The organism is Pandoraea communis (genome assembly GCF_902459745.1).
Lineage (GTDB): Bacteria > Pseudomonadota > Gammaproteobacteria > Burkholderiales > Burkholderiaceae > Pandoraea > Pandoraea communis.
This window is the reverse complement of sequence record NZ_CABPSJ010000003.1, coordinates 92,383-106,082: the sequence shown is the minus strand read 5'-3', so window position 1 is coordinate 106,082 and position 13,700 is coordinate 92,383. Positions and strand designations below refer to the sequence as shown.

Genomic DNA, 13,700 nt, shown 5'->3' with positions numbered 1-13,700 from the left:
CACTTTGAAAAAAAATTATACTGCAAAGTTATCTGCGTCCTGGCGAGCGAGGTTCGATGCCCCGCCCTGCCGCGCCCCGGCCCAACGCGCCTGGCCGGCCGGCGTCTTTACCAGCGGACGGTCATCCCGCCCATCCAGGAGTCTCTATAGGTCTGGGGATTGAGCCCGCGCCGGTAGCCGACGTCGAGATCCAGCCAAGGCTTCGGGCTGTAGATCGCGCCGAGAATCATGAACGCCGGATGGGTCCGCTGTGCGAAGTCGGGGTTTTGCGACGTGCCGACATCGAAGATCAGTTGCGTTGACGGCAACACACGGTACATCACCGCCCCAGAGACCTTCCACAATGCCTGACGTTGCGACTGTCGGTTCGGCTCATAGGTTGCCCCGGCGTTGAACAAGAATGTCCAGTCACCGATCGCATACTGGGTGAGCAACGTCGCACCGGCATTCACCCGGCCAGTGCCGAGCCCGCGCCGATCGTTGCCCGACGGAAACGTCAGGTAGGGTTTGAGGCCGACACTGAAAGCCCCGTCGTCGTACATGCGCCACTTGGCGCCCGTCTCCACATCGCCAATGCCGCTGCCCGCAGTATCGGAGCGATTCTGGATGGTCGTGTAGGGGACGTTGACGTAGAGGTCGATCGCCTCGCCCACGCCGCGCGTTAGCGTGCTGTTCCAAAGGCTCTGGTGCCCGATGTCCGGTTGCTTCGACGTGACTTCGCTATTCGTCTCGAATTGCCAGTTGCCGTCGCCCTGCGTGCCGGTGTCGTCGGTGACCAGCGGGTGGGCGGCGAAAGCGCTGAGCGGGCAAAACAGCGCCAGATACATCAGTTGCTTCTTCATGATTCGTTCTCTTGTTAAGCCTATGTCGCACCGCGCGCTGCGCGGTGCTTGCATGTGGGTCGCCCGCCCCCCGCCCAAAGGGGCGGGAGGGTCGCGTCATTTCAATGTGAGTGGTGCGCCGGGTCGAGGCTCGATCAGAACCAGCGGCCAAAGCGGCGGATGTAGATCGTCTTCACCATCTGAGCCAGCGCGATGTAACCGAGCATGGTCGCCACGAGCCAGTAGAAGTACGAGCCCGGCAGTGCGACGAAGCCCAGTGCCTCGGCAAACGGCGAGTACGGCAACCAGCAGGCGATCGCGATGGCCACCGACGTCGACAGCATGATCGGCAGCGCCGGCGTGCTTTGCAGGAATGGGATCTTCTGGGTGCGCAGCAAGTGCACCACAAGCGTCTGCGACACCAGGCCTTCGACAAACCAGCCGGAGTTCATGATGACCTGCCCCGCGTCGCCACCCTGGGCGTGATACAGCGCGCCCGCACCGAAGACCGTCCACATCAGCACGTAAGTCGTGATGTCGAACACTGAAGAGGTCGGCCCGAGCCACAACATGAAGCGCCGGATATTGCCGGCATCCCACTTGCGCGGCTTTTTGAGGAACTCGGGGTCCATGCGATCCCACGGCAGGAACATCTGCGAGATGTCGTACACGAGGTTCTGCACCAGCAGTTGCATCGCGAGCATCGGCTGCCATGGCAGAAACGCGCTGGCCACCAGCACCGAGAACACGTTGCCGAAGTTCGAGCTGGCCGTCATGTTCAGGTACTTCAGAATGTTGCCGAACGTCTCCCGTCCCTTGATCACGCCCTCTTCCAGCACCATCAGGCTCTTTTCGAGCAGGATGATGTCAGCGGTCTCCTTGGCGATGTCGGCACCGGTGTCCACCGAGATGCCAACGTCTGCATCGCGCAATGCGGGGGCGTCGTTGATGCCGTCACCCAGGAACCCCACGGTGTGGCCGTTCGCCTGCAATGCCTTGACCACGCGCGCCTTGTGCAGCGGTGCGAGTTTCGCGAACACCGTGGTGTGCCCGACGATCTCACGTAGCCTGGCGTCGTCCATCGGCTCGATGTCCGATCCCAGCAACGGGGTACCCGGCTCAATGCCCACCTGACGGCACACATTCATCGTGACGATGGGGTTGTCGCCAGTGAGCACCTTGACCGTCACGCCGTGCTCGCGCAGTGCGGCAATGGCGGGCGCGGCCGAATCCTTGGGCGGATCGAGGAAGGTCAGGAAACCGCAGACCGTCAGGCCCGCTTCGTCAGTCGTCTTGTATTGCGTCTTGGTCTCGCCCGCCGGAATGTCGCGCGTCGCGACAACAAGGACACGGAAGCCCTCTTCGTTGTAAGCCTCGGCACGGGCCAGCAGCATGGCGCGGGCCGTGTCGTCGAGCGCGCGCACGCCCGCCGGGGTCTTCACGTGCGTGGAGACGGACAACATTTCTTCGACGGCGCCCTTGGTCACCATCAGGTGCTCGCCACGGTCGTTGGCGACCACGACCGACAAACGCCGGCGCACGAAGTCGAACGGCAACTCGTCGATTTTGGCGAACGTGCGCGGTCGCACGGCGTCACCGATCTCGTTGGCGCGACGGATGATCGCCACGTCGATCAGATTGCGCTGTCCGCTCTGGTGATAGCTGTTGAGCCAGCCAAGGCGCAACACGTCCTCCTGCTCGTCGCCCGTCACGTCGAGATGCCGCTCGAGAATGATGCGGTCTTGCGTGAGCGTGCCGGTCTTGTCGGTACAGAGCACGTCCATGGCGCCGAAGTTCTGAACGGAGTTCAGACGCTTGACCACCACCTTGCGGCGCGCCATTGCCATTGCACCGCGCGCCAGATTGGCGCTCACGATCATGGGCAACATTTCCGGCGTCAGGCCGACGGCCACCGCAAGCGCGAACGTCAGGGCGCTCACCCAGTCGCCCTTGGTCAGTCCGTTGATCATGAAGACGACCGGCACCATCACCAACATGAAGCGGATGAGCAACCAGCTCACGCTGTTCACGCCACGGTCGAAGCTCGTCTCGACTCGCTTGTGGCTCACGACGTTCTTCGCAAGCGCACCGAAATAGGTGTCGCCCGCCGTTGCAACGACAACACCGGTGGCGGTACCGCTCACCACGTTGGTGCCCATGAAGCAGACGTTCGACAGGTCGAGCAGGCTGGCATTGCCCTGCCCGCCGGTCGTCTCTGCCGACTTTTGCGCAACGGCGCCCAGCGTGTCGTACTTCTCGACGGGCAACGCCTCGCCGGTGAGCACCGCCTGACTGATGAACAGGTCGCGAGATTCCATCAGACGCAGGTCGGCCGGAATCATGTCGCCCGCCTGCAACGTCACGATGTCACCCACGACCAGCTCACGCATGGCGACTTCGTGACGTTCCGACTCACCCGAGACGGTGACACGGCGGCGAACGGACGCCGTGGTGCGCACCATCGCCTTGAGCTTCTCTGCCGCGCGCAACGAACGGAACTCGGAGAAAAAGCGCAGCAGGCCGCTGATCGTCACCATCGTCAACAGGATGATGATGCCCGTGTACTCCTTGTCGTCCGGGTCGGCGAAGTAGACGTCGGTGAAGAAGCTGACGATGGCGAGCGCGAGCAGCACCATGACAAACGGGTTCTTGAAGGCACTGAACAACTGCACCGTCCAGTGGGGCGGCTTGTCGTGCGCGATCTCGTTGGGGCCAAAGCGGGTCTGGCGCTGGCCGACATCCTCGAGCGTGAGACCGCTCTCGTCGGTGCCGAGTGTGTGAAAGACGTCCTGCAGTGGTTCGGTCGCCAGCCGGGCGACGGCGTCGGGGCCCGAGAGCGGCAGGTCGGAGGTTGTCGAGTGTTCGACAAAGCCGCGCTGTTTATGGCGCGAGCGAAGGTTCTTGTTCATGACGATTTCCTGGCACGGCTTACGCTGGCATGGCGGCCGGCCGGTCTCGTCAAGCGCTACCGGATGTCATGTCTCCGGAAAAACGCGCAAACGCACCCAGCCGCGCCGCGCGGCGCGCGGTCGGTAGTAACGAAAATTCTTGGATCTGGCATCGGAGCGCCCGCCGGAAGTCCGTGCGACAGGCGCGCGGTTCCGACGGGCCTCATTCGGCTACTTCCGTCTTCCATATCGGACTCCTTATGTTTTGCTATTCGGCATACCGGCAGACGCTATCGCGCTGCGCGGCAAAGAAATGACGCATCGATCGGCGGTGTCGCGCTATGCGTGCGCGGGCATGGCATCGGCGGGCACGCGACGGGTGCCGTCATCGGACCAGACCACGCGACGCACGCTACGCTCGCCGGACAGGCGCATGACGAGCGACGTGAGCGACGCACGCGAGGCGAGCGGACAATCGAGCGTGACGGTGGCAGACGCTTCGTCGCGGTCGTTCCAGCGCGTAATGCTGACGTGCGTCGCGCGAAGCCCGAGCGCGGTGAGATCGACGAACATCTGCTTGCGCAATGCCCCCAGGGCTTCGGCCAGGCAGACGATGGTCAGGCGCGACACCGGCGTGGTGCGCGTCGATTGGCTTTGAGAAGCCTGAAACGTTTGAAAAACTCGCATGACTTCCTCGCATGGCTGCGATTCGCCCCTACCGCACGCGGCAAGGGCAGTCGGCGCGTGCGCGTGCCGTCTCGATGCCAGAGGCATGCGCAAGACGACAACACCCATCACGGGCACAACAGTGGAATTTCTGCGGGAATCGCGCCGAAGAGGTGACGCTCAGGAAGAGCGATTATCGGCGCTAGACACCGCATCCTGCATGAGGACGCGGCACAGGGAAGGCTGTGGATCCTCAGGCAATCAGTCGATCAACGGTCGACTACTACTGGCATCGGAATTCACGGACAACCCCTTAAATTGAAGACAGGGCGGATGGTAACTGAGGCCAAATTGGAGCGTCAAGCGTAAAATGCTGCGCCGCAACCTAGTTGGGAATTTACCTATCGATTGAGGCGCTTTACCGCCGCCCAAAGCCACAGGACCGGGCTTGCGCGCCTGCCGAACGGCATTTCTGTGAGCATGAATGCGGGGCGGCGCGCCACCGGCCGAACTCGCCGGCCAGCCCTTATTCGTTCTCTTCGAAGTAGTGCCCGAACTTCACCTGCTTGGTGCGGATGTAACGTTCGTTTTCCTCGCGCATCGGAATGTCGAGCGCCACGCGTTCGCAGACCGGGATGCCGTGCTTCGTGAGCGTATCGAACTTCTTCGGATTGTTACTCATGAGACGCACCGAGCGCACGCCCAGAATGCGCAGGATCGCGGCTGCGGAGTCGTATTCGCGAGCGTCGTCGGGCAACCCCAGATCAAGGTTCGCTTCAACGGTATCGCGGCCCTGCTCCTGCAGCAGATACGCGCGAATCTTGTTGCTCAGGCCGATGCCGCGTCCTTCATGGCCTCGCAGATACAGCATGACGCCGCAGCCGGCTTCGGCGATCTTGCGCATACCCGCGTCGAGTTGTTCGCCGCAATCGCAGCGGTAGGAACCGAAGACATCCCCCGTCAGGCATTCCGAATGCAGACGCACCAGCGTAGGCGCATCGGTCGACACATCCCCCATGACCAGCGCGAGATGCTCGTTGTTGCTGCCTTTGACGCGGAATGCGTGGGAGGTGAAAGTGCCATAGCGGGTCGGCAGGGTCGCGGTAGCGACAAGCTCGACGCATTCGCCAGCGTCGCACGCGGGCGTGGCAGAGGCATTACCAGGGGACTTCATGATGACGTTCAAACGGGCCGAAATGGAGAGTCGCGTGCCACCAGACAGCGGTGGCGTGTGCTCGGAGTGTACCGCCATTTCCGATTTTCGGCCGGCAGCGGCGTGCAACACACTGTTGCAAGTCGCTGCCGAATCGGCGGCTTCGGCCCCCGGTGCGTTCCTTCGGACGAAATCAAACAGCGCCAAACGGTGAGGCGTTCGCCACCAACCTATCGCGAATCGATGCAATGGCGGCGATGGCGTCATCGATGTCGTCGTCGCCGATATGACGGTGCGTGACCAGCCGCAGCATGGAAGTGCCGCTCGCGCGCGCCAGAATGCCGCACTCCGCGAGCGCCGCCTCCCACGCGCTGGGATTGCATTCTCGCTGCTCCGCCACACGCAACCGCACGATATTGCTTTTCGACGGCACGGCGTCCACCAGTTGAGGATCGATCTGTGCGAGTCCTGCCCACAAGCGTTGCGCGCGCCGATTGTCGTCGGACAGGCGCGTGATCATCGTCTCCAGCGCCACCTTGCCCGCCGCAGCCATAATGCCCGCCTGACGCAAGCCGCCGCCCGTCATGCGCCGGAATGTGCGCGCCTGTTCGATCATCGCGTGCGAACCGGCGAGCATGGCGCCCATCGGCGCGGAGAGTCCCTTTGACAGGCAGAACGTCAGACTGTCGCAATGGGTGGTGATCTGGCCGACGTCGACGCCCAGCGCGGCGGCCGCGTTGAACACGCGGGCACCGTCCATGTGCACCGGCACCCGCGCACGCGACGCCAGCGCGTGCACGTCGGCTAAATACCCCAGCGACGGCACGTAGCCGCCGGAATGGTTATGGGTCGACTCCACACCGACCATCGCCGTGGGCTGCCCGTAACGCGAAAAGCCGGGACGCAACGCCCCGGCCAGTTGATCGAGATCCATCTCGCCGCGCACCGACGGGATAAGCACCGGATACAGATGCGCGAGCCGCGACATGCCGCCCGCCTCCGACTTTGCCATGTGCGACTGTGCGTCGACCACGGCCTCGCCACCGCGTGTGGCATGACACAGCGAGGCGATCAGGTTGCCCATCGTGCCGGAGACGACGAACATCGCCTCCTCTTTCCCGGTCATGACCGCCGCGAGATGTTCGAGTGCGCGTACCGTGGGGTCGCCCTCGAGGGTGTCGTCACCCAGCGACGCGGCCTGCATTGCTTCCCACATCAGTGCCGTGGGACGGGTGACGGTATCGCTTCGCAGATCGACAAAGCGCCCCGTGTTACCTGAGGTCATGCGAACTCCTGAGCGTGGGCATGGCTGCCGGTGCTCGCGGACGAGGCCTCGGCAGCAAGCGCCACCTGCACAGCCTCGGGCGACTCGTAGGCAATGCCGGCCAGCTTCATGACGAGCTTGACGGCCACGGTGTTGCTGAAAACGTTGATGGCAGTACGGCCCATGTCGAGGAAGGCATCGACACCGGCAATGATCGCGAGCGCTTCGATGGGCACGCCGATGGTCGTGAGCACCATTGCAATGGCCACCAGCCCGCCAGACGGCACGTTTGCGCTGCCTTTGCTGGCGAGCGTGGTGACGAGCACGATGGAGAGCAGCGTCGGCATGTCGAGCGGCACGTGATACGCATCGGCCAGAAAACCGACGGCCAGTGCGAAGTACATGATCGAGCCGTCGCGGTTGAACGCGTAACCGAGCGGCAGCACGACCGACGCGATGGCCTTGGGCACCCCCATGGCGATGAGCTTCTCCATATGCAATGGCAGCGTGGCTTCCGATGAGCGCGTGGCGAAAGCGAGAATCACCGGCTCACCGATGGCGCGCGTTGTCTCCAGCGGCTTTTCGCCGATGGCCTTGAGCAGAATCCAGAACAGCACCAGCAGCACGCCGAGGCCGAGGTACATCGTGCCCACGAGTTTGACGAGGGCGAGAATCGTGCCGATACCCTGCGTTGCGAACAGCCAGGAGATGATGGCGAAGATCGCGAGCGGCGAGAGCGAGATGATCCAGTCCGTCAGCTTGAACACGGCCCCCATGAGGGCATCGAGCACCCCCACGAGCGGCTTGGCACGCTCACCGATGGTGGAGAGCGCCAGACCGAGCAGCACCGCGAAGACCAGCACCGGCAACAGGTTGCTGCCGCTCATCGCCGCGAAGATGTTCGACGGGATCATCTCCAGGAAGAATTTGGTCCAGTCGACCGAGGCGGCAATCGGCTTGGCCGACGCATGTGCCGCCGCGAGATTCGCCCCGAGTCCCGGATGGAAGATCGCGTTCAGGCCCAGTCCGATCACGATCGAGACCAGCGTGGCGATGAAGAAGTAGATGAGGCTGATGGCCGAGACCCTTCCGAGCGCGCGGGCGTTGTGCCCCATCTGATAGATGCCCAGCGTGATCGCGGTGAAAACGAGTGGCACGACGATCATCTTCACGGCCTGTACGAAGGCCGTGCCCAAGGGCATGAGCTTCGTGGCAAGCGCCGGGGCGAACATACCGCAGCCGATGCCGAGCGCCAGACCGATGAGCATCTGGACGGGCAACGGGATGAGACGTTTCTTGCTGGCGGAACGTGACGACATGACAACAATCTCCGGAAATTGCGTGGCGACGCGGTTTTCGCTTGTCAGAGGCGATCAGCGCTGAGTACCGGGCGGCACGGTGGGAGGAACGAGCGCCTGCAGGCGCGCTTGCATGGCGTGCGTGAGGTGATCCCAGACATGACGCTGGGCCGCCTCGGGACGCCCGGCGGCGATGGCATCGAAGATCGCGAGGTGTTCGCGAACTGCGGCGCGCGTGCGCTCGGCGTCGTAATGCGGGATGCGTTGCAGCGCCAGACCATTCTGGGTGCGCAACGCGTGATAGGTCTCGGTGAGCCGCACGTTGTCGGCCGCGGCAAACATCGCCTCGTGAAACTGCCAGCCCACGCGCTGCGTGATGTCGACGTCAAGAGGCAAGCCCTGCTCGCCCTGCGCATCCAGTGCACGCAAGCGAACGGCGACTTCCTGGAGCGCCGGCGTCACGCCCTTTTGCGCCGCGAGCCACGCGGCCATGCCTTCGAGCGCGAGCCGGACTTCGTGAATCTCGCTCAGGTCCCGCACCGACAACTGCCGCACGAAGGTGCCGCGCATCGGCACGATCTCCAGCAGGCCGTCGTTGGCGAGCGCGCGAATCGCCTCGCGCACGGGCGTGCGGCTCACGCCGAAGCGCTCCGACAGGGCACGCTCGGAGAGCGCTTCGCCCGCGCGAATTTCACCGGAGACGATCAGGGCGCGAATGGCGTTATAGGCCGAATCGCTCAGGGCGGGAGTATGTTGTGTCTGGCTCATGACTGGTATACCAGCAAAAAACAATTGGCCGGTCAACGTGAAAATCTGTTGAACAGTGGGATTTTCGGGTAAACGATAGCCCCGCTTCCCCCTGCCAGCGAGGCAGGGGGGAAGCGTACGGCAAGGGATCACGCCAGGCGCCGGGAAGATGTGCGATCGTGAAGTTGAATCGCTTCGCTCAACGCCCCGTTGTCATACCCCGTCGAGCGTTGAGGATCGGGCGAAGGCGGCCGCGACGCAGGAAAGCTGTCAGTGAAAGCAGTGTTACGATGCGCACGACGCTATGGCCCGTATGGGTGCACGAGCGACAGACTCACCCTCCTCCGTTCTCCGCCGTATTGCCGATACTTCGCAGAAAACCATCGGAATGATCAATTTCAATCTTCTGCCGCACTTTCTGGCGACCGTCGCCGTGCTCGTCGCGATTCCCGGACCAACGACCGTCTACATCTCGACGGCCAGCGCCAGCCGGGGCTTCCGATTCGGCGTGGCCGCGCTGACAACATCGAACGGCGCGACGGCGTGATCGCACCTTAGTGAGAACCTCGCAAATGTTGATCGCCTTCGCCGGACTGCCAGGTGCCGGAAAAACAACCGTGGCGCAAGCCCTCGCTCGCGAGATGGCCGCAGTCTATCTGCGTATCGATACGTTGGAGCAGGCATTTATCGCGTCTGGAAGCTGCGGTGCCGATGTGGGGCCTGCCGGCTATCTCGCCGGGTATGCCGTGGCGAAAGACAATTTGCGCCTTGGGCAGACCGTCGTCGCGGATTCGGTCAATGCCTTGCAGGTGACGCGCAGTGCCTGGCGACGTGTGGCGCGCGAAACCGGTGTGCCTATCGTCGAGGTCGCGCTGATTTGCTCCGATGCAGCCATGCACCGCGCCAGGGTCGAGGGCCGACGTGCCGATATTCCCGGCCACAACCTGCCGACATGGGAAAGCGTGCTCGAACGTCAATACGATGCTTGGGATACCGAGCCTCTCGTCATCGACACTGCCGGCCTGTCGGTGAAGCAGGCTGTCGCCACGATCCTTCGTCATCTGCCGCGGGACCGACAAGGCTAACCTAGCCTCGCCCTATGTGCCGCCACTGAGCAAGGCCGGTTTCCCGAACGCCGCGCTCGCCATGTCGGCCATGTTGTTTGTGTCGTTTATGTCTGTGACGCACTCATTCCTGTTCTCAAATTCCCGCATGCTGTACGCGCCGAACCTGAATCGGCGAAGGCCCCTCTGAGCAATCGCCCTCGTCATAGCAAAATGCCCGTTGACGGCCGTAAGGCGTCGACGGGCATTTTGTTGGACCACACAAGAATCTCTGGCGGAAAGCAGCCGGAGTCGAACCGACCTGGGAGCGGCTGACGCCCCCAACCGGGTTTGAAGCCCGGCCGCATCACCGGATACGGATGCCTTCCTTAATTCAAAACAATTTCACTTGCCCAATGACGAGGGAAGTGCTCCTGCATTGCGCAGGCGACCTAACGATAACGTCACCCCAACATTGACTTACGCCGCCCCCCACACCACTCCGGGACGCCGCACATGAAAATTGCCAACGCGGCGAGTATATCCCGCACGATCGAAGAACTCCAGAATCTGAATCGCACGCTTGCGCCCCAATCCCGTCGCATCCCGAAACACGCCGGCTTCGACCTTGCCGTCCGCGCCGGCGATCATGCCCGCCAGCGTCTGCATGCACGCGTCGTCGTAGAACAGGTCCTTAACGATCTGATGCACGCGTGCCTGCCGCGCGAGCTTGCGCAACACCGAGCGTACCCGCTCTTCGGGCACGTTCAGCTCGCGTCCCATATCCCGGACCCAAGGCGGATCGAAGTGCCCCCGCGCCACGCACTGCAGCAACACTTCGGCCAGCGCATTCTCCTCATCCGTCATTTCGACGCGGTGCGCCGGCAGGTGCAACCACGCACCCGTGCGCGCCAGCGCACCTTCGGCCAACATCGCGCGCACCACAATGCGCCAGCACGAGGTGTCCAGCGACGGCCACGTCATGCGGCCCAGACGCGCAGCATCGAGACCCGGCTCGTCCGGCACGCGTGCGTGATAGTCGCGCAGCGCATCGAGCACCCGGCTGCGAACGATGTCCCACGCCTGCGGCGCAAACGCCAGTGCCCCCCCTTCCGCCTCGGGAAGCACCACGGCGTTCGCCGGCCACTGCCATTGCCCCGCAGGCAACCCCGTCAGCGCGACCACCTGCGCACTCGTCAGTCCGAATGCCGACTGCGCGAGAAGCGCATCGAGCCCGTCATCATCGAGATAACGCGCAACGGCATCGAGCCACGCCAGACGCGCAGCCGAACGACGCTTTCGTTCGGGCGCCGCCGGGTCGAGCACGCGTCCGCCGCCAACGGTTGCCGTCGCCTGCGGATTGCGCACGATGAAGCGGTCGCCCGGCATTGCGCAAACAGGCGTATCGAAGACCAACTGCACGCGCATCGTACTCCCCGGCGCCAGCGTGTCGCCTTCGAGAAGCACCGTATGGGCCTGCCGATGCGCCGTGCCTAAATGAACGTGCAGCGGAAACCATTGCGTGAGCGGCGCACTGCCTTCCAGCCAATGCAGCTCGACGTCCACATGCGTCGACGGCGCCGACAATCCCGCAGCGACGATCCAGTCGCCGCGCCCGAGCTGGTCACGCTCGACACCCGCCAGATTCAACGCACAGCGCTGCCCTGCCTTGCCCGCTTCCACCGGCCGGTTCTGTGCATGGATGCTGCGTACGCGCACCGGCAGTCCCTGCGGCATCACCGTGAGGGAGTCCCCCACGTGCACGGTGCCGGCGAACGCCGTGCCGGTCACGACCGTGCCTTGGCCCGCCAGCGTGAAGACGCGGTCCACCGCCAGTCGAAACACGGCGTCGTTGCGGCGCGATGCGTTGCCGGACTCGCTCAGCGCCTGCGCCGCACGCGTCAACGACTCGCGCAACAGCGCCACACCAGCGTCGCCCGGCGTCGTCGCGCACACAGGCACCACGTCAGCCTGGGCCAGCGGGGTGTGCGCGAGCCATTGCGAGATCTCTTGCGTCACCGCCGCCAGACGCACCGCGTCGACACGATCCGCCTTGGACAGCGCCACCATGCCACGCCGCACGCCCAACATCGTCAGAATGGCGAGATGCTCGCGCGTCTGCGGCATGATGCCGTCGTCTGCCGCGATCACCAGCAACGCGAAGTCGATGCCGACCGCACCGGCCGCCATCGTGTGAATCAACTTCTCGTGTCCGGGAACGTCGATGAATCCCAACACCTCCCCATCCGGCAACGGTGTGTAGGCATACCCCAATTCAATGGAAATGCCGCGCGCTTTTTCTTCCTTCAGCCGGTCGGTGTCGACACCGGTCAACGCGCGAACGAGACTCGTCTTGCCGTGGTCGATATGACCTGCGGTGCCCACGATCATGCACGAAGCTCCGCAAATTGCAGCGCGAGCCGCGCCTCTTCCTCCGTTTCGAGACAACGCAGATCGAGCCATAACGTCTGATCGGCAATGCGGCCGATCACCGGATACGGCAGCGCGCGCAACGCCGCTTCGAGTTTGGCGAGCGCACGACCGCTGCCACGTTTGCCACCACCGGCAGGCGCAATCGCCAGTCCATAACTCGGAAGCTGCTCGACGGGCAACGCGCCACTGCCGATCTGACTCACCATCGGCGCGGCGGTGACGGTATAGGCATCGCCCAGCGACTGCGCAAGAACGGGAGCGAGACGCTCCGCCTGCACCGCCATGTCGGCACGTGTACGCGTGAGCAGCCGCAACGTGGTGAGCCGCTCGGTCAGATGATCCGGATCGCGATACAGGCGCAGCACCGGCTCGAGCGCAGCAAGCGTCAGTTTGCCGACGCGCAGTGCTCGCTTGAGCGGATGCTTCTTGATTTTGGCGATGAGGTCCTTGCGTCCGACGATCATGCCCGCCTGTGGCCCGCCCAGCAATTTGTCGCCGGAAAAGGTGACGAGATCGGCGCCCGCCGCAATCGTCTCCTGCACGGTCGTCTCGTGCGGCAGGCCCCAGCGCTCCAGCGGCGCGAGCGTGCCGCTGCCGAGATCCACCGCCACCGGCACACCGTGCGGCCGGGCAATCTGCACGACCTCGGCAACGTCGACACTCTTGGTGAAGCCAGAAACCTCGTAGTTGCTGCAATGCACTTTCATCAGCAACGCCGTCTTGTCGCCAATCGCATTGCGATAGTCGGCGGCATGGGTGCGATTGGTCGTGCCCACCTCGACGAGCTTCGCGCCCGCGTGCGTCATGATGTCGGGGATGCGAAACGCGCCGCCGATCTCCACCAGTTCGCCGCGCGAGACGACGACCTCACGACGCTTGGCGAGCGTCGCCAGCATCAGCAGCACCGCCGCTGCGTTGTTGTTCACGACAGTTGCCGCCTCGCCGCCGGTCAACTCGCACAGCAAGGGCGCGACGAGATCGTCGCGGTCGCCGCGTCCGCCAGTAGCGAGATCGAATTCGAGGTTGGCCGGGGCGGTGAGCGCCTGCATGACGGCCTCGACGGCGGCCTCCGGCAGCAACGCGCGTCCGAGATTCGTGTGCAGCACCGTACCCGTGAGATTGAAGACCGGACGCAGCGTCCCCCGGTTGCGCTCGGTCAGGGCGTGCGTCACTCGCCCCCCGAAAGCAGCCGGTGTGAGCGTGTCACGCGTCAGCGTGCCCGTGAGCGCCGCCGCACGGCATTCGTCGAGATCACGACGCAAGGCAGCCGTGACTTGTGTGCGGCCAAAGTCGGCCAGCGCGGCCTGAAACTCCGGCATCCCCAGCAGCCGGTCAAGCGACGGCAGATCCGCCGCCCCCGCCAGCCCGTGATCGTGCTCGGCCATCC

At 63.9% G+C, this 13,700-nt stretch carries 11 protein-coding genes and 1 tRNA gene; 2 read left to right on the top strand and 10 right to left on the bottom strand.

The window, feature by feature from the left end:
* Positions 1 to 107: 107 nt before the first annotated feature.
* From PCO31110_RS11235 to PCO31110_RS11205, 7 genes are all read right to left on the bottom strand, one after another.
* Positions 108 to 842 carry a transporter gene (locus PCO31110_RS11235; RefSeq protein WP_150690468.1) on the bottom strand — a complete coding sequence of 245 codons (735 nt, stop codon included), beginning with the start codon at positions 840 to 842 and terminating at the stop codon, positions 108 to 110.
* A 134-nt stretch (positions 843 to 976) separates the two neighbouring features.
* A complete protein-coding gene (mgtA, locus tag PCO31110_RS11230; protein ID WP_150690467.1) occupies positions 977 to 3,730 on the bottom strand; it encodes a magnesium-translocating P-type ATPase in 2,754 nt (917 codons plus the stop codon).
* Between the two features lie 318 nt (positions 3,731 to 4,048).
* Complete coding sequence (locus tag PCO31110_RS11225) at positions 4,049 to 4,396, bottom strand: hypothetical protein (RefSeq protein ID WP_150690466.1); 348 nt, start codon at positions 4,394 to 4,396, stop codon at positions 4,049 to 4,051.
* A gap of 505 nt (positions 4,397 to 4,901) precedes the next feature.
* Complete coding sequence (gene ribA, locus PCO31110_RS11220; RefSeq protein WP_010806430.1) at positions 4,902 to 5,549, bottom strand: GTP cyclohydrolase II; 648 nt, start codon at positions 5,547 to 5,549, stop codon at positions 4,902 to 4,904.
* A 172-nt stretch (positions 5,550 to 5,721) separates the two neighbouring features.
* On the bottom strand, positions 5,722 to 6,813 hold the full coding sequence (locus PCO31110_RS11215) for a threonine aldolase family protein (protein ID WP_150690465.1): 1,092 nt from the start codon (positions 6,811 to 6,813) through the stop codon (positions 5,722 to 5,724).
* Positions 6,810 to 8,111 carry a dicarboxylate/amino acid:cation symporter gene (locus tag PCO31110_RS11210; protein WP_217427282.1) on the bottom strand — a complete coding sequence of 434 codons (1,302 nt, stop codon included), beginning with the start codon at positions 8,109 to 8,111 and terminating at the stop codon, positions 6,810 to 6,812. Before PCO31110_RS11210 ends, PCO31110_RS11215 begins: the two co-directional genes overlap by 4 nt.
* Positions 8,112 to 8,165: 54 nt before the next feature.
* Positions 8,166 to 8,858: a GntR family transcriptional regulator gene (locus PCO31110_RS11205; protein WP_150690464.1), complete on the bottom strand. Its 693-nt coding sequence runs from the start codon at positions 8,856 to 8,858 to the stop codon at positions 8,166 to 8,168.
* Positions 8,859 to 9,225: 367 nt separating this feature from the next.
* Here PCO31110_RS11205 and PCO31110_RS25665 point away from each other — a divergent pair, with 367 nt between their 5' ends.
* A complete protein-coding gene (locus PCO31110_RS25665) occupies positions 9,226 to 9,384 on the top strand; it encodes a hypothetical protein (RefSeq protein WP_174979523.1) in 159 nt (52 codons plus the stop codon).
* A 25-nt stretch (positions 9,385 to 9,409) separates the two neighbouring features.
* Positions 9,410 to 9,922: a P-loop nucleotide/nucleoside kinase family protein gene (locus tag PCO31110_RS11200; RefSeq protein WP_150690463.1), complete on the top strand. Its 513-nt coding sequence runs from the start codon at positions 9,410 to 9,412 to the stop codon at positions 9,920 to 9,922.
* A gap of 251 nt (positions 9,923 to 10,173) precedes the next feature.
* Here the strand turns inward: PCO31110_RS11200 and PCO31110_RS11195 are convergent.
* The 3 genes from PCO31110_RS11195 to selA all read right to left on the bottom strand — a co-directional run bounded on the left by PCO31110_RS11195 (position 10,174) and on the right by selA (position 13,698).
* Positions 10,174 to 10,269: transfer RNA gene (locus PCO31110_RS11195), tRNA-Sec, on the bottom strand.
* Positions 10,270 to 10,360: 91 nt separating this feature from the next.
* The gene (gene selB, locus PCO31110_RS11190; RefSeq protein WP_150690462.1) at positions 10,361 to 12,271 is read right to left on the bottom strand and encodes a selenocysteine-specific translation elongation factor; all 1,911 of its coding nucleotides are present in this window, start codon (positions 12,269 to 12,271) and stop codon (positions 10,361 to 10,363) included.
* A complete protein-coding gene (selA, locus tag PCO31110_RS11185) occupies positions 12,268 to 13,698 on the bottom strand; it encodes an L-seryl-tRNA(Sec) selenium transferase (protein WP_150690461.1) in 1,431 nt (476 codons plus the stop codon). The genes selB and selA overlap by 4 nt, the downstream gene beginning before the upstream one ends.
* Between the last annotated feature and the right edge of the window lie 2 nt (positions 13,699 to 13,700).